Consider the following 23,061-nt stretch of genomic DNA (forward strand, 5'->3'; position numbering starts at 1 on the left):
GGGCCCGTTTCACGTCCCCACCCACCTTGAGCACCGTTCAACCACGAGTGGGTCGTCGAAGTGGTTGGTGGGTGCACAAGGTGCGAGGGGGTGCATAAGGAGCGGTGGCGTGATCGTGGGTGGTGAGGGGTGACTTTGGGCACGGTTCGGCCGGTGGGGGCGCTTGGAAGTGGTTGGTGGGTGCTCGAGGTGGGAGCGGGGTGGTGAACGGGCGTTTACTGTGGTGGGGTGAGGGCGCGGGCGGTATTGGCGGTTCTGGGGTCTTGTGGCGTACTGGTTTCGGTCAGTCAGACGATTGTGGTGCCGTTGCTGCCACTGATGCCGGGGATCACGGGGAGTCCGGCGGCTGATGTCAGTTGGTTGCTGACGGTGACGCTGCTGACCGGCGCGGTGTTCACGCCGCTGCTCGGCCGGGCGGGGGACATGTACGGGAAGCGTCGGGTGCTGTTGATCGCGCTCGGCTCGATGGTGATCGGGTCGCTGTTCTGCGCGATGAGTTCCGCGCTCCCCGTGCTGATCGTCGGTCGCGCGTTCCAGGGGGCCGCGGTGGCCGTCGTTCCGCTGGGCATCAGCATCCTGCGCGACGAGCTGCCGGCGCGGAGAGTGATCCCCGCGATCGCGTTGATGAGCTCGACCCTTGGTGTCGGCGCCGCGTTCGGCATCCCGGCCGCGACTCTCGTGGTCGAGTACTTCAACTGGCACACGATGTTCTGGATCTGTGTCGGCCTGGGCGTGCTCGACATCATCCTCGTGGTCCTGGTCGTCCCCGAGTCGGTCGTGCGGACCAGCGGCCGCTTCGACGTGCTGGGTGCGCTCGGCCTCGCGGCCTTCCTCGTCTGCCTGCTGCTCGCGGTCTCGAAGGCCCGCGAGTGGGGCGCCGGCCCGACGATCGCGCTCTCGGTCGCCGCGGTAGCAGTCGTACCGCTGTGGGTCTGGTACGAACTCAAAACCGTCAGCCCACTCGTCGACCTCCGCGTCTCGGTGCGTCCCGCGGTCCTGTTCACCAACCTCAGTGCACTGCTGATCGGCTTCGCCTTCTACGCGAACTCGTTGTCGACCGCGCAACTCGTGCAGGAGCCGACCTGGACCGGATACGGGCTTGGGGCATCGATCGTCGTCAGCGGCCTCTGCCTGCTGCCGGGCGGGGTCGCGATGGTGCTGCTTTCGCCGGTATCCGGCCGAATTTCGGCCGCGCGTGGTCCCCGCTTCAGCCTCGCGATCGCTTCGGTCCTGATGGCCGTCGGGTACGTCGTCCGCCTGTTCACCAGTCATTCGATCGCCGGAATCGTGGTCGGCGCGACCGTGGTGGCAGCCGGTACGGCGATCGCGTATTCGGCACTCCCGGCCTTGATCATGCATGCTGTGCCCGTGACCGAGACGGCGGCGGCCAACGGCCTCAACACCCTGATGCGCACAGTCGGTACGGCGATCTGCAGCACGATCGTCGCGACCGTACTCACCTCCGTGACCGTGACGGACGGCGGACGGGTCGCTCCGGCCCTGTCGGCGTACCTGATCGTGTTCGCGATCGCCGGCGTGGCCGCGGCGGTCGCGGCCGGGCTCGTCTTCCTGATCCCGGCCCGCAAGTCGGCGGCGGCGTCATGATCGACCCAGGCCGTACGGCGATCCTCCGCGCCGCCCGGCGTGCTTTCGCGCTGCAGCCGTACGCCGCGGTCACGTTGCGTGGGATCGCGGGCGAGGCGAACGTGAGCGCGGCCCTGATCGTGAAGCACTTCGGCAGCAAGGAAGCGCTCTTCGAGCGGGTCGCGGACTTCAGCGAGGCGGCCGAATTGTTGCTCGATGCACCGGATGCAGAGCTCGGCGCCCACATCGTCCGGACCCTGGTCACCTATCGCCGGGACAACGGTCTGGACCTGCTACTCCGCGTGGTCTTCGCGGCCGGCGGCGGTGACGAACGCGCCCTGATCCGCGAGCATTTCCGCGACCAGGTGACCCGCGCGTTCACCGACCGCCTGAGCGGTCCGGACGCCGACCTCCGGGCGGAGCTGATCACCGCGCAGTTGCTCGGCCTCAGCGCCGCGATGGCGATCGAGCGCACCGGCCCGGCCGCCAGCGCCGAAGCCGAGCGGATCGTCGACCTCTACTCACCGGGGATCCAAGCCCTGATCCACTAGCGTCCGAAAACACGCCGACCACGTGCTCGGAACCTTCGGACGTTAGGGCTCGGCTCGGGCGAACAGTGTGTGACGACAGGCCGAACAGCACCCACCGGCCCCGATCCGGGGGTTAATATCGGCGGCGAATACAAATGCCAACGCACTGGAGCGCCCTGTCGTGCCGATTCCCCGCCCGTTCCCCGCGGCCGTCGTACTGGCCGTGGTCGGTGCAGCCGTGGCGGTGGCGGTCTGGCGGCCGTGGGAAGACACTGCGGCTGCGACCAGCTCGTCACAGGAGATCACCGTCTCGCGCAGCCAGTGCGGCCAGGGCTGGAGTGGCGCGCAGACCGGGCGGCAGCAGCTGATCCTGCACAACACCGGCGATGCGTCCGCCGAGGTCGATCTGGTCGAGCTCGGCAGCAACAAGGTGTACGGCGAGGTCGAGGGCCTCGGCCCGAACACGATGGCGCCGATGGATGTCCAACTCGGCGCCGGCAAGTACGCGATCCGCTGCCTGATCGAAGACACCAGCGTGATCACCGGACCGGCCGTGACGATCACGGGTGACGCACCGGGCGGACCGGCCGCAACAGCCGTGACCAAGAACGAGATGCTCCCGCTGGTGAAGCAGTACGAGGCCGCGGTGGCGTCCGGAGTCGCCGACCTGATCGTCAAGACCGAGAAGCTGCGGTCCGACATCGACACCGGTAATCTTGTTGCCGCCCGCAACGACTGGCTGGCGGCGCACCTGACCTACAACTCGCTCGGTGCCGCGTACGACGCGTTCGGCGACTTCGCGGACAAGATCGACGGATCGGGTGGATTCCACCCGCTGGAGAAGGGCCTGTGGCACAACGCGTCCGCGGCCTCACTGAAGCCGATCGCGGCCCAGCTCGTCGTCGACGTACGCGGCCTGCAGAAGGATCTGCCCAACGAGCAGGTCGATCCGAACGACCTCGGACTGCGCGCCCACGAGATCATGGAGAACGCGCTCCAGTTCGAGCTGACCGGTGAGAACGACCAAGGCAGCGGTACGTCGCTCGCGACCGCGCTGGCCAACTTGGACGGTACGGCGAAGGTCCTGGCGATCCTGGACCCGGTCCTGAAACCGCGGTACCCGGAGCTGGCCGACGTACAGAAGTGGGAAGCGCGGACCCGCACCCTGCTCGCCGCGCACAGGACCACCCCGGTCGACAAGCTGGATCAGCACACCCGCCAGCAGCTCAACGGCGCGGTCGGCGAACTGCTCGAGAAACTCGCTCCGGTGGCGGCGATCTGCGAAGTACGGAGAAGCTCGTGAGCGACGTCGGCCGCAGGTCCTTCCTTCGCGGCGCACTGGCCGGGGCCGGCGCGGCCGCCGTGGCGGGCGCGATCACGGCCAGCGAAGCCACGGCCGAGGCAGCGACCACGCCGTCGGTGCCGTTCCACGGGATTCACCAGGCGGGCATCACCACGGATCAGCAGAAGCAGGCGATCTTCGCGTCCTTCGACGTGATCGCGGCGAACAAGGCTGAGCTGACCGACCTGTTCAAGACCCTGACCGACCGGGCCCGTCTGCTCACCACAGGCGGTGCTCTGCCGCCGCTGGGGATCACCGCGCCGCCGGCCGATTCCGGCGTACTGGGGCCTGACATGCCTGGGGACGACCTGACCGTCACGGTCGGCGTCGGGTCGTCGCTGTTCGACGATCGGTACGGGCTGAAGGATCGCAAGCCGGCCAAGCTGAAGCCGATGACGGAGTTCCCGAACGACAGCCTGGACACGAGCCTGTGCCACGGAGACCTGAGCCTGCAGCTGTGCGCGACCGAGACCGACACCGTGCTGCACGCGCTCCGGGACATCGCCCGGCACACGCGTGGCGCGATGCAGTTGCGCTGGCGGCTCGACGGCTTCCTGAGTCCGCCGCGGCCGACCGGTACGCCGCGCAACCTGATGGGTTTCAAGGACGGCACCGTCAAGCCCGCGCTGGACGATCACGACAAGCTCGTCTGGGTCGGTCAGGGCGGCGGCGAGCCCGCGTGGACCGAGGGCGGCAGCTATCAGGTACTGCGGCAGATCCGGATGCTGATCGAGTTCTGGGACCGGGTGTCGGTCGGCGAGCAGGAGAACATGTTCGGCCGGCGCCGCGACTCTGGTGCACCGCTGGACGGCACCGCCGAGTTCGACACCCCGAACTATCCCGACGATCCGACCGGCGGGGCGATCCCGCTGACCAGCCACATCCGCTTGGCCAACCCGCGGACCGAGCAGACCGCGGCGAGCCAGTTCCTGCGCCGTGGCTACAACTACGACAAGGGCACCGACGCGGTCGGTGACCTGGATCTGGGACTGCTGTTCTGCTGCTACCAGCAGGACGTCGTCCGGCAGTTCGAGGCCGTGCAGACCCGGCTGATCGACGAGCCCCTCGTCGACTACATCCGGCCGGTCGGCGGCGGCTACTTCTTTGTGCTTCCCGGTGTACGGGACAGCAACGACCACCTCGGGCGGTCGTTGCTCGGATGATCCACTCAAGAGGAGAAATGGCAATGCGCACAAGACTTCGGGTGGCGGCCACGGCGGCCGTGGCCGCGTCGGGCTTGGTGCTTGCCGCCGGATGCTCCGGCGACACCCATCAGCTGAGCAACTCCGCCGCAACCTACTCGGTGGCCGAAGCCGCCGCCTGGAACCGGCCGGTCCCGACGAGTACGCCGATCAAGCACGTGGTGGTGATCTTCGGCGAGAACATCTCGTTCGACCACTACTTCGGCACCTACCCGTACGCGACCAACGAGAACGGGACGAAGTTCGTCGCCAGCCGGCACACGCCGAAGGTGAACGGCCTGAGCAAGAAGCTGTTGCTCGCGAACCCGAACGCCTACAACCCCAAGCGGCTGGCGCCGTCGCAGGCGCTGACCTGCGACCAGAACCACGCCTACGGGCCGGAGCAGAAGGCCGTCAACGGCGGCAAGATGGACAAGTTCGTCGAGAACACCGAGACCGACAAGTGCACCGGTCAGCCGGTGCTGTTCGGTGAACCCGGTCTGGTGATGGACTACTACGACGGCAACACCGTCACCGCGATGTGGAACTACGCGCAGCACTACGCGCTCAACGACCACTCGTTCGACACCGTCTACGGCCCGTCCACCCCGGGAGCGATCAACCTGATCTCCGGGCAGACCCACGGCGTCCAGGCCGTCGACCCGAAGACCGGCAAGCCGACGACGGACGCGTACGCCGTCCAGTCGCCGGACGCGAACGGGATCGGCACCATGACGAACGACCCGGACCCGTACTACGACGACTGCTCGAACAACAACGGCAAGGCGTCCAACAACCTCGCCGTACTGCACGGGCAGAACATCGGCGACCTGCTGAACAAGCAGCACGTCACCTGGGGCTGGTTCCAGGGCGGTTTCAAGCCGACCGGTACGGCGAACGGCAAGGCCGTCTGCGGCGCGACGCACCCGAACGTCGGCGGAATCGCGGTCCAGGACTACAGCCCGCACCACGAGCCGTTCATGTACTACAAGTCCACGGCCAACCCGCAGCACCTGCCGCCGTCGTCGGTGAGCGCGATCGGCCGCACGGACCAGGCCAACCACCAGTACGACACCACGGACTTCGACGCGGCACTGGCGGCGAACAACCTGCCGGCGGTCAGCTTCCTGAAGGCCGGCTCGTACCAGGACGCGCACGCCGGCTACTCGGACCCGCTGGACGAGCAGGCCTTCGTGGTCAAGGAGATCAACCAGCTGCAGAAGTCCAAGGAGTGGTCGTCGACCGCCGTCGTCCTGGCTTATGACGACTCGGACGGCTGGTACGACCACGTGAAGTCGCCGGTCGTGAACGGCTCCAAGGACGCCGCGCTCGACGACCCGAAGCTCTGCGGTCACGCGCCGGTGGCCGGCGGGTACGCCGACCGGTGTGGGTACGGTCCGCGGCTGCCGCTGCTGGTGATCTCGCCGTACGCGAAGACGAACCACGTCGATCACACGCTGACCGAGCAGACCTCGGTGCTGAAGTTCATCGAGGACAACTGGCGGACCGGCCGGATCGGGGACCACTCGTTCGACCAGCGGGCCGGCAGCCTGAACGGGATGTTCGACTTCTGGCAGCGGCCGAGCAAGCAGCAGCTGATCCTGGACCCGAAGACCGGAGCGGTCGTTCACTAACTGAACAGACATCTCAGATTCTGGACAATGACGCTGGAAATCGGCGGTGCCCCCACTAACATGATGTGACCAGCTCGAGAGGCGCTGCAACGGACCGTCACGGTCCGCCACGCTCGACTGGGCCTCAGCAGTGGGGGCACTGTTGCAAGGGCGCCTCCGGAGCAAATCTGGAGGTGGCGCGACGGATGTCGGCGGAAGCTCAACTACGCGAATTGCTGTCTGAGCGGGTAGCGGTGCTTGACGGTGCCTGGGGCACGATGTTGCAGGGCGCCAAGCTGAGTCCGGAGGACTACACGGGCGACCGGTTCCGCAACCACACCCACGACCTCACCGGTGACCCGGACCTGCTGAACCTGACCCGCGAGGACGTCATTCTCGACGTCCACCGGCAGTACCTGGCGGCCGGCGCCGACATCACCACCACGAACACCTTCACCGCGACGAGCATCGGCCAGGCTGACTACGGCATGGAGGCCTACGTTCGCGAGATGAACGTGCGCGGTGCCCAGTTGGCCCGCCAGGCCGCCGACGAGTTCGGCGGCCGCTTCGTCGCCGGGTCGATCGGCCCGCTGAACGTGACCCTGTCGCTGTCCCCGAAGGTCGAGGACCCGTCGTACCGGGCGGTGACGTTCGAGCAGGTCAAGGCGGCGTACGCCGAACAGATCGCCGCGCTCGCCGAGGGTGGCGTCGACCTGCTGCTGATCGAGACCATCTTCGACACCCTGAACTGCAAGGCCGCGATCGCCGCCGCGCAGGAGGTCGCGCCGCAGCTGCCGCTGTGGATCTCCGTGACGATCGTCGACCTGAGCGGCCGGACGCTGTCCGGGCAGACCGTCGAGGCGTTCTGGAGCTCGGTCGAGCACGCCAAGCCGCTTGTGGTCGGCGTGAACTGCTCACTCGGCGCGGCCGAGATGCGTCCGCATGTGGCCGACCTGGCCCGCTTCTCCGACACCTTCGTCGCCTCGCACCCGAACGCCGGCCTGCCGAACGCCTTCGGTGGGTACGACGAGACTCCCGACCAGACCGCGGGGATGCTGCACGAGTTCGCGGAGTCCGGCCTGGTCAACATCGTCGGCGGCTGTTGCGGTACGACGCCGGCTCACATCAACCGGATCGCGACCGCGGTGAAGGGCCTGCCGCCGCGGCCCGTCGTACCGACTGATCACACCACTCGCTTCTCCGGGCTGGAGCCGTTCAAGATCGGCGCGGACACCGGCTTCGTGATGATCGGTGAGCGGACCAACGTGACCGGCTCGGCGCGGTTCCGCCGGCTGATCGAGGGCGACAACCACCAGGCCGCGGTCGACGTGGCGCTGGAGCAGGTGCGCGGTGGCGCCAACCTGCTGGACGTCAACATGGACGCCGATCTGCTGGACTCCGAGCAGGCGATGACCACGTTCCTGAACCTGATCGCGACCGAGCCCGAGGTGGCCCGGATCCCGATCATGATCGACAGCTCGAAGTGGACCGTGCTCGAGGCCGGCCTGAAATGCGTGCAGGGCAAGGGCGTCGTGAACTCGATCAGCCTGAAGGAGGGCGAGGAGGAGTTCCTCGAGCGCGCCCGGAAGATCATGTCGTACGGCGCCGGTGCCGTCGTGATGGCGTTCGACGAGCAGGGCCAGGCCGACACCGTCGAGCGCAAGGTCGCGATCTGCGGCCGCGCCTACGACCTGCTGACCGGGATCGGGTTCCCGGCCGAGGACATCATCTTCGACCCGAACGTGCTGGCCGTCGCGACCGGTATGTCCGAGCACAACGGCTATGCGCTGAACTTCATCGACGCTTTGCCTTTGATCAAGGACCGCTGTCCCGGCGTCCACATCAGCGGCGGGATCTCGAACCTGTCGTTCTCGTTCAGGGGCAACGACATCGTCCGCGAGGCGATGCACTCGTCGTTCCTGTACCACGCGGGCAAGGTCGGCCTGGACATGGGCATCGTGAACGCCGGCCAGTTGGCGGTCTACGAGAACATCCCGAAGGACCTGCTGGAGCTGGTCGAGGACGTCATCTTCAACCGCCGCGAGGACGCCACCGACCGGCTGGTCGCGTTCGCCGAGAACGTGAAGGGCAAGGGCACCCAGCGCGAGGTCGACCTGACCTGGCGCGAGGGCACGGTCGAGTCGCGGCTGTCGCACGCGCTCGTGCACGGCATCGTCGACTTCATCGAGGCCGACACCGAGGAGTGCCGGCAGAAGCTGCCGCGGCCGCTCGAGGTGATCGAGGGCCCGCTGATGGACGGCATGAAGGTGGTCGGCGACCTGTTCGGCGCCGGCAAGATGTTCCTTCCGCAGGTGGTGAAGAGCGCGCGCGTGATGAAGCGCTCGGTCGCCTACCTCGAGCCGTTCATGGAGGCCGAGAAAGAGCTCGCCCGGCAGGAGGGCCGCGCCGAGGCCGTCCGCGGCCAGGGCAAGGTCGTGCTGGCGACGGTCAAGGGCGACGTCCACGACATCGGCAAGAACATCGTCGGCGTGGTGCTCGGCTGCAACAACTACGAGGTGATCGACCTCGGCGTGATGGTGCCGGCGGCAAAGATCCTCGACACGGCGATCGCCGAGGGCGCCGATGCGGTCGGGCTGTCCGGTCTGATCACGCCGTCGCTGGACGAGATGGTCGCCGTCGCGAGTGAGATGCAGCGCCGCGGACTCAAGCTGCCGCTGCTGATCGGTGGCGCGACCACCTCGAAGCAACACACCGCGGTTCGCATCGCACCGGCGTACGAGAAAACCACTGTGCACGTGCTCGATGCGTCCCGCGTGGTCGGCGTGGTGTCGGATCTGCTGGACGACGACCGCGCCGAAGCGCTTGCCATCAGCAACGCTGCCGACCAGGAGCGGCTGCGCGAGCAGCACGCCAACAAGCAGCGCGCACCACTGCTGACCGTTGAGCAGGCGCGGGCGAACTTCGAGCCGGTCGAGCACGGTACGCCGCCGGTACCGACGTTCACCGGACTGCGCCGGGTCTCGCCGAGCATCGAGACGTTGCGCGCGATGGTCGACTGGCAGTTCCTCTTCCTGGCTTGGGAATTGAAGGGGAAGTACCCGGCGATCCTGGAGCAGCCGGTGGCCCGGGAGCTCTTCGACGACGCGCAGACGCTGCTCGACGAGATCGTTGCCAACGGCTCCTTCCAGGCCGAGGGAGCCTACGGTTTCTGGCCGGCGCACAGCGAGGGTGACGACATCCTGCTGGACGGGACGGACCTCTCGTTCCCGATGCTGCGCCAGCAGACCGAGAAACCGGCCGGCCGGCACAACCGCTGCCTGGCCGACTACGTGGCGCCCGCTGACGACTACCTCGGTGGTTTCGGGGTGGCGATCCACGGTGCCGAGAAGCTCGCCGCGGCGTACGAGGCGAAGAACGACGACTACCGCGCGATCATGGTGAAGGCGTTGGCGGACCGGCTCGCCGAGGCGTTCGCCGAGTGGATCCACCTGGAGGCACGGAAGGCCTGGTTCGAGCCGGATGCCGAGCCGTTGCTCGAAGATCTGCACGCGGAGCGGTTCCGCGGGATCCGGCCGGCCCTCGGGTATCCGGCCAGCCCGGACCACAGCGAGAAGCGGGAGCTGTTCGACCTGCTCGAGGCGGACAAGCTCGGCCTGGCGCTGACCGAGTCATTCGCGATGACACCGGCGGCCGCGGTCTCCGGTCTGATCTTCCAGAACCCGGCCGCGCGCTACTTCAGTGTCGGCCGCCTGGGCAAGGACCAGATCGAGGACTACGCCGCCCGCCGCGGCGAGACCGTCGAGGAAATTGAGCGCTGGCTCCGCCCGAACTTGGCCTACGAACCGAGCTAGCCTGACCGGCATGACCGTGACCGTGCGCCCAGCCGTAGCTGCCGACTCCGACGCCATCGCGTCCATCTGGTACGTCGGCTGGGCTGACGGTCATCTCGGTCACGTCCCCGAGGACCTGGTCGCCATCCGCACCAAGGAGTCCTTCTGGACGCGCGCCGCGGACCGCATCGGCGACGCCACGGTCGCGGTCGTGGGCGACGACATCGCCGGCTTCGTGATGGTCGTCGACGACGAGGTCGAGCAGGTCTACGTCTCCAGCGACCACCGTGGGTCGGGCGTCGCCGGCGTACTGCTGACTGAGGCTGAACGGCAGGTCGCGGCCAACGGTCACGACGAAGCGTGGCTGGCTGTCGTCGCCGGCAACGCGCGAGCCCGTCGCTTCTACGAGCGCTGCGGCTGGGCCGACACCGGCCGCTTCGACTACCCAGCGTCAGTCGAGCGTGGCACTCTGCCAGTGCCATGTCACCGCTACGTCAAAGCCGTGACATCTGACAGCTGACTTCTCGGCTCCGACGGGTTTAGGTTGCTGGAGCAAGCAACACTCGTTCTGGGAGAGGTCATCATGGGTATCCGCATCTCGCGGCGGTCGGTTGTCACCGGTATCGCGGCGCTCGCGCTGACATCGGTGGTCGGTGGGGTCGCGTACTCGGCGGGGGTGGCGACGCAGCAGCCTGCCATTCAGACGTCGACGCCGCACAAGGAGCGCGATGTCACCAACATCGACGTCCTGCGGCAGCAACTGCGGAACTACTACGGTGATCCGCTCGGGACCGGCACATTCGGTGCCAACAGCAACTATGCGCGCGAGGCGACCTCGGTGGCCCAGGCGGGCAAGCGTGCGCTCGCGGTCCCGCACCACTCCCGCAAGACCAAAGCGATCCTGCTCGACGTGGACGACACCTCGCTGGCCACGTGGAACTACGAGATCGCGAGCAACTGGGCGTACAACCCGACCACCAACGCGGACTTCGTGCTGGGGCAGAAGTTCCCCGCCGTACCGGGCATGGTGGACCTGGTGAAGACGGCCGAGCGCGAGGGCTACGCGATCTTCTTCCTGACCGGTCGGGGTGCCGCGCAGGAGCAGGCGACGCTGGGCAACCTGACGGCTGACGGGATCGGCGTCGACGCCGGCTACCCGAAGCCGACCAGCCTGCCGAACGGCGAGGACGGCCTGTTCACCAAGCCCGCGCTCGCGGACTACCCGGCGTACCTGAAGACGGCGTGTGCCGCCGACCCGAACGGCGCCTGTACGACGATCCACTACAAGTCGGCCACCCGCGCGCACATCGAGTCGCTCGGCTACGACATCGTCGCGAACTTCGGCGACCAGTACTCCGACCTCAAGGGCGGCTACGCCGATCGCACCTTCAAGCTCCCGAACCCGAACTACTACCTGCCCTGAGCGCCGACCCGCCCGAATCCCCAACGTCCGAAAGACCGGAGGGCCCGTCTCCGGTTTTTCGGACGTTAGCCACGAGGGGTTCGTAACGTCCGAAGGATCGGAGGGCCCGTCTCCGCGTTTTCGGACGTTAGCGGGGGAGGACGCCGGTGAGGAGGGTGGTGAGCTGGTCGCGCAGGGCCGGCTCGAACTCCATCCGTAGCGGCGCGAGGGCGGGGTCCGCGTCGAACGCGGCGAGCAGGGCCGGGGTGGGATGGGCGTGCGTCCAGACCGCTCCGGCCAGCAGACTGGCTGGGGGAATGAAGCGCATCGCGCCCTCGCGGCCGATCTCCGGCAGCGCGATCGTGACGATCTCGATCATCCGCGTGTAGCTGACCCCCGCGCCGCGCTTGAAGGCGAGCGCCGTCTCGGCCGAGATGTTGCGCTCCAGCACTGAGGCCTGCGTACTGATCAGGTCGCAGAGCACCGGCCGGGCGCAGAGGCTGCCGACCATCACGTCGACCAGGAGTCCGGCGCGCTCGGCCAGCGGCGCGTCCGCCGGCAGCTTCGCGACCCCGGCGGCCAGATCGTCCACCCAGGCCGCCAGTTCGCTCCCGGACAGCTCCAGCAGCACGGCCTCGCGGGACTCGAAGTACTTGAGCACGTTCGACTTGGCCAGGCCGACGCGGCGGCTCAGCTCGTTCAGGCTGACGTCGCTGACCGGCATCTCGGTCAGCATCTCCGCGGCCGTGGCCAGGATCGCCTGACGCCGGACCGCGCGCTGCTCCTCGTTGCGGGCGCGCTGGAAGGTGGTCACGCTCACAGTCTACAGACCGTCGGTCTGTTGTTATCGGACCAGCGGTCTGATAACGTCGGGAACGTAACAGACCAACAGTCTTTTATCTCGGAGGCCCCTCATGTACGTCGTTCCCGACCAGACCGGCAAGCTCGCCGTCGTCACCGGCGCCAACAGCGGTACCGGCAAGGAGGCCACCAAGCGCCTGGCCGCGGCCGGTGCTCGCGTCGTGATGGCGGTCCGCACCGTCGCCAAGGGCGAGGCCGCCCGCGCCGAGATCCTGGCCGAGGTGCCCGGTGCTCAGCTCGAGATCCGCCGCCTCGACCTAGCCGACCTGGCCTCGGTCCAGGAGTTCGCCAAGGGCCTGGCCGCCGCCGAACCGCACCTCGACCTCCTGATCAACAACGCCGGCGTGATGCACCCGCCGGAGCGCTTCGCCACCGCCGACGGTTTCGAGCTGCAGTTCGGCTCGAACTTCCTCGGCCCGTTCGCGTTGACCGTGCGGTTGCTGCCGCTGCTGCTGGCGGCTCCCGCGCCGCGCGTCGTCACGATGAGCAGCGGTACGGCGAACTTCGGCCGGATCAACTTCGATGACCTGAACTGGGAGCAGCGCTACAGCGCCGGAATGGCGTACGCCCAGTCCAAGCTCGCCGACCTGATGATGAGCAACCACCTCGCCGCGCTCGCGACCGATCGCGGCTGGAACCTGCTCGCCGTCGCCGCGCACCCCGGCTTCACCAACACCAACCTGCAGACCGCCGGCGCCTCCCTCGGCAAGGGGAGCAACCGCGAGCCGCTCGTCAATCGCGTCCTCGGTCGCCTGCTACCGTCCCAGGAAGTTGCCGAAGGCACCGAGCCGCTCCTGTACGCCGCCACTGACCCCGCGGCTCAGCACGGCGCCTACTACGGCCCCTCCGGCACCTTCGGTCTGGTCGGCCCCACCAAACTCACCAACCAGCCCAAGCGCGCCCGCAACGAGTCGGACGCCGCCCGGCTCTGGTCCGCCGCCGAATCCCTCACCGGCGTGACCGTTACTTCGCAGGTGGCGTGACCAGGTAGTCGCTGCGCAGGACGCCGTACAGGAGGTCGTCGGTCCACTCGCCCTTGATCCAGGTGTGCGATCGGCGCAGGCCCTCGCGCTGGAAGCCGACGCGTTCGAGCAGTCGCGCCGAGGCGGTGTTGCGGGCGTCGCACTCGGCCGACACCTTGTGCAGCTTCTTCACGGTGAACAGGTGATCGAGCAGACCGCGCACCGCCTCGGTCGCGTAGCCCTTGCCCTGGTACGCCGGTGCGAGCGTGAACCCGAGGTCGGCCTGCATCAGGTTCTCGTGCAGGTTGAGCCCGAGGTCCCCGATCAGTACGCCGTCCAGGTCGGCGGCGTACTGGAACCAGCCGGCGGCGTCCGGATCGCCCTCGCCGTACCGGGTCACATCGCCGAGCGGGTCGGGGATCGGCGCTTCCCAGCCCTGGTAGCGAGCGACGTCCGGATCTGATCGGTACGCCTCGAAGGCGGTGGCGTCGGCGGGGATGAAACGGCGCAGGGTCAGCCGCTCGGTCTGCACGAACATTCCGTCATCATGTCAAACCACGACCGGCGGCTCCGTCTGAATTCATGAGAGGAGCGTGCCGATGAGATTCCTGTTGATCCTGCATGGTGAAACCCGCGCCGACCTGCGCAGATCCACCTTCGAGCAGACCGCCCGCGAGGCCGGCGAACTGATCGGGGGTGAGCTGCTGGCGCACCAGCAGCTCACCGTGACCGTGCCCGATCGGGCTGGTCCCGGACGCATCGACGCGTACTACGTGATCGACGTCGAGGATCAGGACCGTGCCGTCGAGCTGGCCCGGCTGCTGCCGGACGCCTGCACCGACGGCCGGTACGTCGAGATCCGCGCGGTGATGCGCCAGGCCCTATCGCAGTACGTCGAACCGTAGGGTGCTGCCGGGGTGTGGCCGGAGCCGGATCGTCCGGCCGCCGGGCTCCTCGAACACGCGGGTGCCGTCACCGAGGAAGACCGGGGCGACGATCAGCAGCATCTCGTCGACCGCACCGGCCGCGAGGCACTGCCGGGCGATGTCGGCGCCGATGATGTTCACGTACTTGTCCCCGGCCGCCTCCTTGGCCGCAGCGATTGCCTTCGGCAACTGATCGATGTACGTGACGCCTGGCTCGGGCGTCGGTGGCAATCGGTGGGTGACCACGAAGTGCGGTCCCTCCCAGCCGCCGCCGAACGCCTTGCCCTCGCCCTCGTCGCCCTGGTGCGGATCGTCGCCGTCGTGCGAACGGCGGCCGACCAGGATCGACCCAACCCGCGGGATCAGCTCGTCGACCTCAGGGATTGCCGTGAGGTAGGGCCGCATCCACTGCATGTCGCCGTTCGGTCCGGTGATGAAGCCGTCGGCCGACATCGTCACCGAGTACAGCAGCTTTGCCATCGTGTTCTCATCGCGAGGCGGGACCGACGTCGGCCGGCAGTAGCGGACGTCGTACCGGGGTGGCAGTGCTGTATTCGTCCGCACCGACATCGGCGCGACCGGAGCGGGCGTGACCGTCGAGGTCCTGGGTCACGGTGGGGTACGTACGGCTCGCGGCGTCGATGGCCGGGCTGCCGGTACCAAGACGCCGTACGCCGTCGGACCCGGCAGCGAGCTTGGGATCCTTGCGGGTGAAGCCGGCGGAGGGGATGTTGCCGTTGCCGGCCGCGCCCCAGAGCAGGTTGCCCGACCAGGTGATGCCTTGCTGGAAGGGCATCGAGACCAGTTGGCCGGAGTCGCCGACGAGCAGGTTGTCGGCGATCGTGCAGCCGAGTGGGGGCAGGGTGCGCTGCGATTCGCCACTGATCGCCGTACCGGAGGAGAGCACGGTGTTGAGCGCGATCGTCACGCGGTCCGGTGCGTCGTTGCCCTTGCGGCTCTCGGCCGAATCCTCCGGCTTGTGGTCGCGGACGCTGCCACTGCCGAGGACGATGCCGGAGCCGCTGATCCGCTCGGCATAGTTGTTCACGATCAGATGATCGTTGCCGTAGATCCGGATTCCGTTGCTCCCGGCAAGGAGGAAGTTGCCCTCGACCCGGGACTTGTTGCCGTGCCGCAGGACGATGCCGCCGAGGCTCGAGCGGACGGTGTTGTAGCGGATGAAGTTTCCCGTCGACTTGACCGAGATCGCCTCCGGGTCACCGTTCGCGCGCTCGAACAGGTTCTCCTCGACGATCGCGCCCGCGTCGCTCAGCGAGCGGCCGCTGAGACCGAGCCGGATCGGTTCGCCGCCGTTGTCGCCGCCGAAGGTGTGGTCGGAGAAGTAGTTCCGGACGATCTGGACGCCGCGGGCCATCCCCGCCGAGCCGGGGCCCTCGACGGCGAGGAAGACGCCGAGCGTGGACTTGTGGTGGAAGTGGTTGCGCTCGATCACCGTGTTGTCGCCGCGGGCGAGCACGTAGTTCACGCCCTCGAGATCGGCGATCTGGATGTCGTTGCGGCTGATCCGGATGTTCTTGCAGGTGGTCGGGATGTCGAAGGTCGTCCGCTGCCGCAGCTTGAAACCGCTCAGTACGACGTACGTCGAGTCGGCCAGGACGAACCCGCGGTCCCCGGTCAGTGTCGCGCCGCCGGTCGTCGCGGCCCGCACGGTGATCGGGGCGGACGCCGTACCGTGGCGGCCCGTGATCGGGATGCCTTGGCTGCCGGTGACGTTGTAGGTGCCGTTGGCGAGCACGATCTCGTCGCCGGGCTGGGCGGCCGCGACGGCGCGGCGGAGTTCGTCGACGGTGCGGACCTGGACGGCCCGAGTGCTGGCGCGGGCCGAGCTGGTACCGGCGAGGGTGGCGGAGGTCGCGAGGGCGGCGGTCAGGAAGGTACGGCGGCCGAGTGGTGGCATGGGGTTCTCCGGGGAATCGGGGCGGTGGACCGGAAGGTGGCGCTCAGTCTGCGGGTGCTCACCAATCGCTGGCAAGCGCTTACCGCCGGGGTTGCCGGAATCTCCCGCGGGGCGGAAGATTCGGGGGCGGAGTTCCGCGCCGCGCCCCGTGTGGGAGCGCGGACCGGGTGCGCGGTAGCCTCTGCGAAAGCTTGCTTTTCGGATGTGGAGTGAGGTGGTCGGGGCGATGCCGGAGGGTAACGTCACGCGCCGGATCGGGCCTGAGCTCGATCTGCACCGCCCGTCCGACGCGCGCATCTACGACCTGATGCTCGGCGGCAAGAACAACTTCGAGATCGACCGGCAGGTCTTCGCCGAGCTGCTCAAGGTGGCACCGGAGATTCCGCAGCTGGCCACGGAGAACCGGCGCTGGATCGCGACCGCGATCGGCCGGATGACCGACGCCAAGGTCGCCCAGTTCCTCGATCTGGGTTCGGGACTACCGTCGGAGCGCAACCTGCACGACGTCGTACTGGCGGCGAATCCGCGGGCCCGGACGGTCTACGTCGACAACGACGTGACCGCGATCTCGCACGGTCAGGCCCTGCTGGCCGACGATCGCAGCGCGTTCTTCGCCGCCGCCGACATCCTCGATCCGGCGATGGTGCTCGAGCACCCGGCCGTGGTCGACGCCCTCGACTTCGAGAAGCCGGTCGGGCTGATCTTCGGGCTGGTCCTGCACACGCTCGCCGACAACGACCAGCTGGAACAGCTCCTCAACGCCTACCTGGCCCCGCTGCCCTCGGGTTCCTTCGTCGCGATCACGCACCCGATGAACCCCAACGACGCCAGCCGGCTGGCCGGCTTCGCTACGTCGATCGAGGCCAAGTTCCGCGAGTACTTCCCGCGCCTGCGCTTCCGCACCACCGAGGAGATCACCGAGGCCCTGACCGGCCTCGAGATCCTCGACCCCGGCATCACCGACCTGGCCCACTGGTGGCCCGCCGGCGAACAAACCACCCTCAGCCCCACCGGCGCCGCCCGCCTCGTCATCGGCGCCCTCGCCCGCAAGCCGTAGTTATTCGGTGGTGCTGCCGCCGGCACCGATCGATGATGGGCACACGCCTGTCCGCTGACTGATCGCAAGGCCGCGATGCCTGAGCTTGAGATCGCTTGTGACGAATCCGGGTTCTCCGGGAGTAACCTGCTCGACCCGGCCGCGCCGGTCATCACGCATGCGTCCGTTGACCTCAGTGTCGTGGAGGCGGCGGAGGTGATGACGAGCGTCGGCTCGCGGACCACCAGTGAGTACAAGTCGAACCGGCTGCTGCGACCCGAGCAGCGGCCGGCGCTCGGGCGGTTCCTGGCCGCGCTCGACGGGCGGGCGCACGTGCATGTGATCGACAAGCGCCTGTACGTCGCGACCCGGGTGCTCGAGCTGTTCACCGGCGAGCCCTCGTACGGCGATGGGACCCGGCTCGGCCGCGATTTCGGCGCGAGCGTCGACGTACTACGATCGCGGACCGAGCTCCTGGAGTCGTTCCTGGTGCTGACCCGGACGAAGCGGTTGCGGATGCTCGATCATGACGCCATCGACCGGTTCTTCGCCCTGTTGCCGATCGAGCTGCCGCGGAGCCGGGTCGAGGAGACGCTGCTCCGGCTGATCGAGGACGATCCGGCGATCCCACCGCCGCTGGAGCCGCTGGTCCCGGCGCTGGCCGAGACAGCGTTGTACTGGAGTGCGGGGGAGCGGTCGGTCGCGATCGTCCACGACGAGCAGAGTGCTTTGACCCGGCACCGCGTCGCCCGGCTGGCCCGCTACCTCGCGGCGGCCGTCGTACCGGCTCCGCCGCCGCTGGCCGGGCTCCGGCAGGTCGATTCGCGGCAGGATCCGCGGGTTCAGGTGGCCGATCTGCTGGCCGGGGTGGCGCGCCGCGCGGCCGAGGTGCCCGGGCTCGCGAAAATTCTTCGCCCAGAATGTCGAGGGCTGATCGGCGACTCCGACGTCGCGGGCAAAGCAACCTAGGAGGATGCCGTGAAGTACCTGATCCTGATCCACTCCAACCCGCAGCCGTGGGGCCACCCGACCTTCGACTTCACCGAGGAGGGCCGGGCGACCCCGGTCGCCGAGCGGGAGGCGATGAACAAGGAGTTCGAGGAGCGGCTGACCGAGCTGTCCGCGTCCGGCGAGCTGATCTCCGGGCAGGCGCTCGGCCCGGCGGCCGACGCCAAGGTCTACCGGCTGGAGGGTGGCCGCCGGGTCACCACCGACGGCCCGTACGCCGAGGCGAAGGAGCACCTGGCCGGGTTCTTCCTGCTCGACGTCGCGTCCCAGGAGCGCGCCGAGGAGATCGCCGAGACGTTCGCGAGCCCGGGCGACACGATCGAGCTCAGGTCAACAATGTGAGCCACTGATCTCATTCCCGTTCCGGCACCCGGGCGGACGTGACGTACGCCGTACCGCAACGCGCCTGACTCCCCTAAAGTGGTCCAACTTACCGAGAGTCAGGAGGCGGCACAGTGACGACTGTCGTCTTGATGGGCCCGCCCGGTGCCGGCAAGGGCACCCATGCCGGGATGCTGGCCGACCAGGTCGCCGTCCCGGCGATCTCCACCGGCGATATCTTCCGCGCGCATCTGGCGGCCGGGAGCGAGCTCGGCCGAACCGTGCAGCAGTACGTCGACTCCGGGGCCTACGTCCCGGACGAGGTGACCAATGCGATGGTCCGCGAGCGGTTGGCCGAGGAGGACGCCCGCTCCGGCTTCCTGCTCGACGGGTATCCGCGGACTCTCGACCAGGCCGCCGTACTCGACGACCTGCTCGCCGCGCAGGGTCGCGACCTGACCGCGGTCATCGTGCTCCGCGTCGACCGGGAGTCGCTCGTGCAGCGGCTGCTCCGCCGGGCGCAGATCCAGGGCCGGTCCGACGACTCCGAAGACGTCATCCGGACCCGCCTCGAGGTGTATGCCGAGCAGACCGTCCCGCTCGTCACCCTGTACGGCGGTCGCGGCCTCGTGCACGAGATCGACGGCAACGGCGACATCGAGCAGGTCCGCGAGCGGATCCTCGAGATCACCTACACCTTCACGCCAGCCGGCTGAGCCACTCGACGTCAGCGCCGGAACAACTTCCCCGGCGGGCGGGTTGTGACGGATATGCATGGTGAGTACAAGGTGCCGGGTGGGAAGTTGGTCGTCGCGGACCTGGAGGTGGTGGGGGACCACGTCCGGAGTGCGCAGGTGAGTGGGGACTTCTTCCTTGAGCCGGATGACGCGCTGGAGCGGATCAACGGAGCTCTCGCTGGGCTGCCTGTGGTGACGCCTGCGGCTCAGGTGGCTGCGAGGGTGCGAGGCGTGCTGGGTGACGGCGTGGAGATGGTGGGGTTCTCGCCCGAGGCGGTGGCGGTCGCCGTACGGCGCGCGCTGACCGGCGCGACCGGGTGGCATGACCACGCGTGGCAGTTCGTGCACGACGTACCGCGTGAGCCTGCGTTGCAGATGGCGCTCGACGAGGTGCTGACCGAGCAGGTGGGTTCGGGGGAGCGGCCGCCGACGCTGCGCGTGTGGGAGTGGGACCGCAACGCGGTGATCATCGGCAGCTTCCAGTCGCTCGCCAATGAGGTCGACCTTGAGGGTGCGGCGCGCAACGACGTCACCGTCGTACGGCGGATCTCCGGCGGTGGCGCGATGTTCGTCGAACCGGGGAACACGATCACCTACTCGCTCTACGTCCCCGAGTCGCTGGTGTCCGGGCTCTCGTTCGTCGAGTCCTATGCCTTCCTCGACGACTGGGTGATCGGCGCGCTCAACGACCTCGGCATCGCCGCGACGTACCAGCCGATCAACGACATCACCTCGCCCGCGGGCAAGATCGCGGGCGCCGCGCAGAAGCGGTTCGCGGGCGGCGCCGTACTGCATCACGTCACGATGGCGTACGACATGGACGCCACGAAAATGCTGCAGGTACTGCGGATCGGCCGCGAGAAGCTGTCCGACAAGGGCACGACGAGTGCCAACAAACGCGTCGACCCGCTGCGCAGTCAGACCGGCCTCGACCGCAGCGACGTGATCGACCGGATGGCCGCATCCTTCAACAGCCGCTACGGTCTCACCGACGGCACCATCGATGCCGAGACCGTCGCTCGCGCCGAGGCGTTGGTGGCAACGAAGTTCGGCACCGACGAATGGCTCCAGCGAGTCCCGTGAATCAGCGGCGCAGCTTGAACAAGGTCCCTTTCGGTACGGCGGTCGCCGACTCCACGGTGAACTCCTGCAGGCCCTGATCGAAGATTCGCTCGCCGGCGCCGGTGATGACCGGTGCCACGAACAAGTCGATCTCGTCGATCAGCCCGGCCCGCAGATACTGGCGCACCGTCGACGCGCCGCCCGCGATGACGACGTCCAGGCCGTTGGCGACCTCGCGGGCCCGGTCGAGCACCACGTCGATCGGTTCGTCGGTGAAGCGGAACGTCGTACCGCCCTCCATCACCAGATCGGGGCGCTTGTGGTGGGTGAGGACGAAGGTGGCGTGGTGGTACGGCGGGTTGTCACCCCAGTAGCCGCGCCAGGACTCGTCGGCCCACTCACCGCGCAGCGGGCTGAACATGTTCCGGCCCATGATGGTCGCGCCGACGCCGTCCTTGAAGCGGTCGAGCTGGTCGACCGCCGGGTTGGCCACGCCGTTCTCGCGGTCCGCCATCGCGATCTCCATCCATTCGTGGAGATTGCCCGCGCGGTCCCCGAACGGCGCGTCCAGCCGCTGGTTCACGCCGGACCCGTAACCGTCGAGGCTGACCGTGAAGTTCGCGACCCGTACCTTGCTCATGACCTGCTCCTTCCGAAGGTGTTTTCACCCCTCGGTCGGAGCGGTCACGAACACTTTGACATCAGGCGGGAAAAGTTCCGCCCGGACGTCGGTGGTGATGGTGCCGGCGGCGGTGCATGCCGCTGAAGATCGCCACCCAGAACACGCCCCACAACAGCCAGGGCGCGGTCAGCGCGATCGAGGTGGCGACCAGGCCGATCATCAGGAACGGCATCAGCAGGAGCAACGGCGACGGCCGGACGAACTGCTGGGGATGCCGGCCGCGAGCCAGTTGCAGCTCGTTCGCCACCGGGAGATCCTCGAACAGCGGCTCGAGTTCGTCGACGTACCGGGCCCTCGTCGCCGTCTCGCTGCGTTCCTCGAACTCGTCCTGCGTCAGCCGCCCGGCGACGAAGTGCTCGCCGAGCGCCTCCACCGCGCGGTCGCGCTCGGAGTCACCGATCCGCACCTTGCGACGCGCGGACCGGTTGCTCGGCTCGTCGCGGTCCTCGCGACCGGTCCGCACCGATCGCAGCGGCCGGTTGCGCCCGACGACGTCGTACCACTCGGGGCCCTGCCACTGGGGCGTGCTCATGAGCGGTCGTCGTCCGCGGGCTGGTCGTCGGCAAGGATGCCGTAGAGCTTCCGCCGCAGGTCGGCGACCGCATCCTTGGCCTGGGCCTGCTGCTCCGGCGTTCCGGTCGACATGACCTGCCACATCGCCGTGGCGACCTGGCCGAGCATCGGCTTCAACCCGTTGTCGTCGGACTCCGTCGGCGCGGTCATCGCCTCCCAAGGCGCGGCGACCTCCTCGGCGTGCTCCGCGACGTACGTGCGGCCATCGTCGGTGAGCGTGAACGTCCGGCGGCCGGTCTCGGCGTCGGCCGTCACCAGGCCCTCGTCCTCGAGCTGCTGCAGGGTCGGGTAGATCGAGCCAGGGCTCGGCTTCCACGCGCCGCCGCTGCGCTCGGCGATCTCCTGGATGATCTGGTAGCCGTTCATCGGCTGCTCGGCCAGTACGGCGAGGATCGCGGCCCGGACGTCACCACGCCGCGCCTTCGGCCCGCGGAACCGCGGTCCCTGTCCGGCCCACGGCGGCCCGAACGGCGGTCCGCCGAACATGCCGCCCCACGGCCCGCCGCCGCCACCGAACCCCTGGTGCCCACGGTGCCCGCGCCGGCCGTTCAGCGCGGTCTGCAGTTCACGCTTGAGATTCTCGAAGAATTCGTCACAGTTGCGCTCCGCGCCGGCCCAGGGCCAGCCGGCCGCGTATGCCGATCCCGTCATCCGAACCACCACTCCTCAGGTTTGCGATAGTTCGACGATATATCGCGAACGATCGGTACCCAACCCCTCTGAGGAGTGAAAAAACCCGCCGGACCCCTAGGGGTGCGGCGGGTCTGTTCAAGTCTTGCGCTCAGGTGGTCAGTTTCAAGTTCGCCGCCGTCGCGATCAGCACGACGGAGCCGTCCTCGATCGCGACCTCCTTGAGGGTGGCGTCGTACGGGAGCTTCGGCAGCGAGATCCCGCGCGCCAGCCGCGCTTGCAGCAGGTCGCGCACCACGCTCGGCACGCTGTCGGAGATCTGGTCGATCTTCAGCGCGACCCGGCCCTTGTTGGCGGTCGGGGTGACGGTGGCGTCGATCGAGATCCCACGCAGCGACAGGTTGGTCTTGAGCTTGCCGTCGACGGCCTGCAGCGTCAGCCCGTTCAGTCCGGCACCACGAGCGACCAGCTTGCCCACCTCGGCCGGGGACAGCTTCAGCCGGATGTCGGTGGTGTCGACGGTCACCGCCGCGCCGGCATCACCGGTGATCACGCCGCGGGGGACGTGCACCCCGTTCATCGTCACCTCGAGGTTCTCACCCGGCACCTCGGAGAAGGTCGGCTTCGTCATCGTCATCGTGACCGTCGAGAACTCCTCCTTCGCCACCTGCGGCAGGAAGCCGAACCCGCCGATCTTGACGGTGGTGTCCTGGGCGGTCAGGTCGTACCGGGCCGCTTGCTGCTCGGCCATCGACGCCAACCGGTTCTCCGCCGCCCAGGCGGCAGCGCGGTCGGCCGCGACCGCGAGCACCGCGAGCACGATCAGCGTGACCACCAGCCGCCGCAACCAGCGACGTGGTTTTCTCGAACTCATCCCAGCCCTTCCGGCTTCGGTGTCCCCG

23 protein-coding genes are annotated in these 23,061 nt (G+C 68.3%); 15 read left to right on the plus strand and 8 right to left on the minus strand.

Going from position 1 to position 23,061, the window contains the following annotated elements; all coding sequences use genetic code 11:
- Positions 1 to 228 precede the first annotated feature (228 nt).
- From ACIA49_RS11760 to ACIA49_RS11795, 8 genes are all read left to right on the plus strand, one after another.
- The gene (locus ACIA49_RS11760) at positions 229 to 1,605 is read left to right on the plus strand and encodes an MFS transporter (RefSeq protein WP_396377079.1); all 1,377 of its coding nucleotides are present in this window, start codon (positions 229 to 231) and stop codon (positions 1,603 to 1,605) included.
- Positions 1,602 to 2,135, plus strand: a complete 534-nt coding sequence (locus tag ACIA49_RS11765; RefSeq protein ID WP_396377080.1) for a TetR family transcriptional regulator — start codon at positions 1,602 to 1,604, stop codon at positions 2,133 to 2,135. The genes ACIA49_RS11760 and ACIA49_RS11765 overlap by 4 nt, the downstream gene beginning before the upstream one ends.
- 160 nt (positions 2,136 to 2,295) lie before the next feature.
- Positions 2,296 to 3,417 carry an EfeM/EfeO family lipoprotein gene (locus ACIA49_RS11770; RefSeq protein WP_396377081.1) on the plus strand — a complete coding sequence of 374 codons (1,122 nt, stop codon included), beginning with the start codon at positions 2,296 to 2,298 and terminating at the stop codon, positions 3,415 to 3,417.
- Positions 3,414 to 4,619: an iron uptake transporter deferrochelatase/peroxidase subunit gene (gene efeB / locus ACIA49_RS11775; RefSeq protein WP_396377082.1), complete on the plus strand. Its 1,206-nt coding sequence runs from the start codon at positions 3,414 to 3,416 to the stop codon at positions 4,617 to 4,619. Before ACIA49_RS11770 ends, efeB begins: the two co-directional genes overlap by 4 nt.
- 23 nt (positions 4,620 to 4,642) lie before the next feature.
- Positions 4,643 to 6,271: a phospholipase C gene (locus ACIA49_RS11780; RefSeq protein ID WP_396377083.1), complete on the plus strand. Its 1,629-nt coding sequence runs from the start codon at positions 4,643 to 4,645 to the stop codon at positions 6,269 to 6,271.
- 185 nt (positions 6,272 to 6,456) lie between these two features.
- Positions 6,457 to 10,062, plus strand: a complete 3,606-nt coding sequence (gene metH / locus ACIA49_RS11785) for a methionine synthase (protein WP_396377084.1) — start codon at positions 6,457 to 6,459, stop codon at positions 10,060 to 10,062.
- Between the two features lie 10 nt (positions 10,063 to 10,072).
- On the plus strand, positions 10,073 to 10,561 hold the full coding sequence (locus tag ACIA49_RS11790; protein WP_396377085.1) for a GNAT family N-acetyltransferase: 489 nt from the start codon (positions 10,073 to 10,075) through the stop codon (positions 10,559 to 10,561).
- Positions 10,562 to 10,624: 63 nt separating this feature from the next.
- Positions 10,625 to 11,464, plus strand: a complete 840-nt coding sequence (locus ACIA49_RS11795; RefSeq protein WP_396377086.1) for an HAD family acid phosphatase — start codon at positions 10,625 to 10,627, stop codon at positions 11,462 to 11,464.
- A gap of 127 nt (positions 11,465 to 11,591) precedes the next feature.
- Here the strand turns inward: ACIA49_RS11795 and ACIA49_RS11800 are convergent, their stop codons facing one another.
- Complete coding sequence (locus tag ACIA49_RS11800; protein ID WP_396377087.1) at positions 11,592 to 12,257, minus strand: TetR/AcrR family transcriptional regulator; 666 nt, start codon at positions 12,255 to 12,257, stop codon at positions 11,592 to 11,594.
- Between the two features lie 100 nt (positions 12,258 to 12,357).
- On the opposite strand from ACIA49_RS11800, the gene ACIA49_RS11805 reads away from it, so the two are divergent.
- The gene (locus tag ACIA49_RS11805) at positions 12,358 to 13,287 is read left to right on the plus strand and encodes an SDR family oxidoreductase (protein WP_396377088.1); all 930 of its coding nucleotides are present in this window, start codon (positions 12,358 to 12,360) and stop codon (positions 13,285 to 13,287) included.
- Here the strand turns inward: ACIA49_RS11805 and ACIA49_RS11810 are convergent.
- Positions 13,268 to 13,804: a GNAT family N-acetyltransferase gene (locus ACIA49_RS11810; RefSeq protein WP_396377089.1), complete on the minus strand. Its 537-nt coding sequence runs from the start codon at positions 13,802 to 13,804 to the stop codon at positions 13,268 to 13,270. The genes ACIA49_RS11805 and ACIA49_RS11810 overlap by 20 nt on opposite strands.
- 61 nt (positions 13,805 to 13,865) lie before the next feature.
- On the opposite strand from ACIA49_RS11810, the gene ACIA49_RS11815 reads away from it, so the two are divergent.
- Positions 13,866 to 14,171 (plus strand): YciI family protein, encoded by a 306-nt coding sequence (locus ACIA49_RS11815; protein WP_396377090.1) that lies wholly within the window; start codon positions 13,866 to 13,868, stop codon positions 14,169 to 14,171.
- Here ACIA49_RS11815 and ACIA49_RS11820 read toward each other — a convergent pair.
- Both ACIA49_RS11820 and ACIA49_RS11825 read right to left on the minus strand, forming a co-directional pair.
- Complete coding sequence (locus ACIA49_RS11820; protein ID WP_396377091.1) at positions 14,148 to 14,672, minus strand: dihydrofolate reductase family protein; 525 nt, start codon at positions 14,670 to 14,672, stop codon at positions 14,148 to 14,150. The two genes, ACIA49_RS11815 and ACIA49_RS11820, sit on opposite strands and share 24 nt — an antisense overlap.
- A 7-nt stretch (positions 14,673 to 14,679) precedes the next feature.
- Positions 14,680 to 16,110, minus strand: coding sequence for a chondroitinase-B domain-containing protein (locus tag ACIA49_RS11825; RefSeq protein ID WP_396377092.1), 1,431 nt, complete (start codon positions 16,108 to 16,110; stop codon positions 14,680 to 14,682).
- 226 nt (positions 16,111 to 16,336) lie between these two features.
- Between ACIA49_RS11825 and ACIA49_RS11830 the strand changes: the two genes are divergently transcribed.
- The 5 genes from ACIA49_RS11830 to ACIA49_RS11850 all read left to right on the plus strand — a co-directional run bounded on the left by ACIA49_RS11830 (position 16,337) and on the right by ACIA49_RS11850 (position 20,295).
- A complete protein-coding gene (locus tag ACIA49_RS11830; protein WP_396377093.1) occupies positions 16,337 to 17,167 on the plus strand; it encodes an SAM-dependent methyltransferase in 831 nt (276 codons plus the stop codon).
- 75 nt (positions 17,168 to 17,242) lie between these two features.
- The gene (locus ACIA49_RS11835; protein ID WP_396377094.1) at positions 17,243 to 18,115 is read left to right on the plus strand and encodes a hypothetical protein; all 873 of its coding nucleotides are present in this window, start codon (positions 17,243 to 17,245) and stop codon (positions 18,113 to 18,115) included.
- A gap of 9 nt (positions 18,116 to 18,124) precedes the next feature.
- Positions 18,125 to 18,496 carry a YciI family protein gene (locus tag ACIA49_RS11840; RefSeq protein ID WP_396377095.1) on the plus strand — a complete coding sequence of 124 codons (372 nt, stop codon included), beginning with the start codon at positions 18,125 to 18,127 and terminating at the stop codon, positions 18,494 to 18,496.
- A gap of 113 nt (positions 18,497 to 18,609) precedes the next feature.
- Positions 18,610 to 19,191 (plus strand): adenylate kinase, encoded by a 582-nt coding sequence (locus tag ACIA49_RS11845; protein WP_396377096.1) that lies wholly within the window; start codon positions 18,610 to 18,612, stop codon positions 19,189 to 19,191.
- A 54-nt stretch (positions 19,192 to 19,245) separates the two neighbouring features.
- On the plus strand, positions 19,246 to 20,295 hold the full coding sequence (locus tag ACIA49_RS11850; RefSeq protein WP_396377189.1) for a biotin/lipoate A/B protein ligase family protein: 1,050 nt from the start codon (positions 19,246 to 19,248) through the stop codon (positions 20,293 to 20,295).
- A 1-nt stretch (position 20,296) separates the two neighbouring features.
- Here the strand turns inward: ACIA49_RS11850 and ACIA49_RS11855 are convergent, their stop codons facing one another.
- The 4 genes from ACIA49_RS11855 to ACIA49_RS11870 form a co-directional block, all read right to left on the minus strand.
- Entirely contained in the window at positions 20,297 to 20,914 is a 618-nt protein-coding gene (locus ACIA49_RS11855) for a dihydrofolate reductase family protein (protein ID WP_396377097.1), read from the minus strand.
- 61 nt (positions 20,915 to 20,975) lie between these two features.
- Positions 20,976 to 21,488, minus strand: a complete 513-nt coding sequence (locus ACIA49_RS11860; protein WP_396377098.1) for a DUF1707 domain-containing protein — start codon at positions 21,486 to 21,488, stop codon at positions 20,976 to 20,978.
- Complete coding sequence (locus ACIA49_RS11865; RefSeq protein ID WP_396377099.1) at positions 21,485 to 22,180, minus strand: PadR family transcriptional regulator; 696 nt, start codon at positions 22,178 to 22,180, stop codon at positions 21,485 to 21,487. The genes ACIA49_RS11860 and ACIA49_RS11865 overlap by 4 nt, the downstream gene beginning before the upstream one ends.
- 130 nt (positions 22,181 to 22,310) lie before the next feature.
- Positions 22,311 to 23,033, minus strand: coding sequence for a DUF2993 domain-containing protein (locus tag ACIA49_RS11870; RefSeq protein ID WP_396377100.1), 723 nt, complete (start codon positions 23,031 to 23,033; stop codon positions 22,311 to 22,313).
- Between the last annotated feature and the right edge of the window lie 28 nt (positions 23,034 to 23,061).

This window comes from Kribbella sp. NPDC051587 (genome assembly GCF_044453945.1).
Classification (GTDB): Bacteria; Actinomycetota; Actinomycetes; order Propionibacteriales; family Kribbellaceae; genus Kribbella.

What these genes read in the sequence shown, in the direction of transcription:
- ACIA49_RS11765 (WP_396377080.1), top strand. Translation starts at nt 1,602, where the DNA reads ATGATCGACCCAGGCCGTACGGCGATCCTCCGCGCCGCCCGGCGTGCT.
- ACIA49_RS11780 (WP_396377083.1), top strand. Translation starts at nt 4,643, where the DNA reads ATGCGCACAAGACTTCGGGTGGCGGCCACGGCGGCCGTGGCCGCGTCG.
- metH (WP_396377084.1), top strand. Translation starts at nt 6,457, where the DNA reads ATGTCGGCGGAAGCTCAACTACGCGAATTGCTGTCTGAGCGGGTAGCG.
- ACIA49_RS11790 (WP_396377085.1), top strand. Translation starts at nt 10,073, where the DNA reads ATGACCGTGACCGTGCGCCCAGCCGTAGCTGCCGACTCCGACGCCATC.
- ACIA49_RS11795 (WP_396377086.1), top strand. Translation starts at nt 10,625, where the DNA reads ATGGGTATCCGCATCTCGCGGCGGTCGGTTGTCACCGGTATCGCGGCG.
- ACIA49_RS11805 (WP_396377088.1), top strand. Translation starts at nt 12,358, where the DNA reads ATGTACGTCGTTCCCGACCAGACCGGCAAGCTCGCCGTCGTCACCGGC.
- ACIA49_RS11810 (WP_396377089.1), bottom strand. Translation starts at nt 13,804, where the DNA reads ATGTTCGTGCAGACCGAGCGGCTGACCCTGCGCCGTTTCATCCCCGCC.
- ACIA49_RS11815 (WP_396377090.1), top strand. Translation starts at nt 13,866, where the DNA reads ATGAGATTCCTGTTGATCCTGCATGGTGAAACCCGCGCCGACCTGCGC.
- ACIA49_RS11820 (WP_396377091.1), bottom strand. Translation starts at nt 14,672, where the DNA reads ATGGCAAAGCTGCTGTACTCGGTGACGATGTCGGCCGACGGCTTCATC.
- ACIA49_RS11825 (WP_396377092.1), bottom strand. Translation starts at nt 16,110, where the DNA reads ATGCCACCACTCGGCCGCCGTACCTTCCTGACCGCCGCCCTCGCGACC.
- ACIA49_RS11830 (WP_396377093.1), top strand. Translation starts at nt 16,337, where the DNA reads ATGCCGGAGGGTAACGTCACGCGCCGGATCGGGCCTGAGCTCGATCTG.
- ACIA49_RS11835 (WP_396377094.1), top strand. Translation starts at nt 17,243, where the DNA reads ATGCCTGAGCTTGAGATCGCTTGTGACGAATCCGGGTTCTCCGGGAGT.
- ACIA49_RS11850 (WP_396377189.1), top strand. Translation starts at nt 19,246, where the DNA reads ATGCATGGTGAGTACAAGGTGCCGGGTGGGAAGTTGGTCGTCGCGGAC.
- ACIA49_RS11855 (WP_396377097.1), bottom strand. Translation starts at nt 20,914, where the DNA reads ATGAGCAAGGTACGGGTCGCGAACTTCACGGTCAGCCTCGACGGTTAC.
- ACIA49_RS11860 (WP_396377098.1), bottom strand. Translation starts at nt 21,488, where the DNA reads ATGAGCACGCCCCAGTGGCAGGGCCCCGAGTGGTACGACGTCGTCGGG.
- ACIA49_RS11865 (WP_396377099.1), bottom strand. Translation starts at nt 22,180, where the DNA reads ATGACGGGATCGGCATACGCGGCCGGCTGGCCCTGGGCCGGCGCGGAG.
- ACIA49_RS11870 (WP_396377100.1), bottom strand. Translation starts at nt 23,033, where the DNA reads ATGAGTTCGAGAAAACCACGTCGCTGGTTGCGGCGGCTGGTGGTCACG.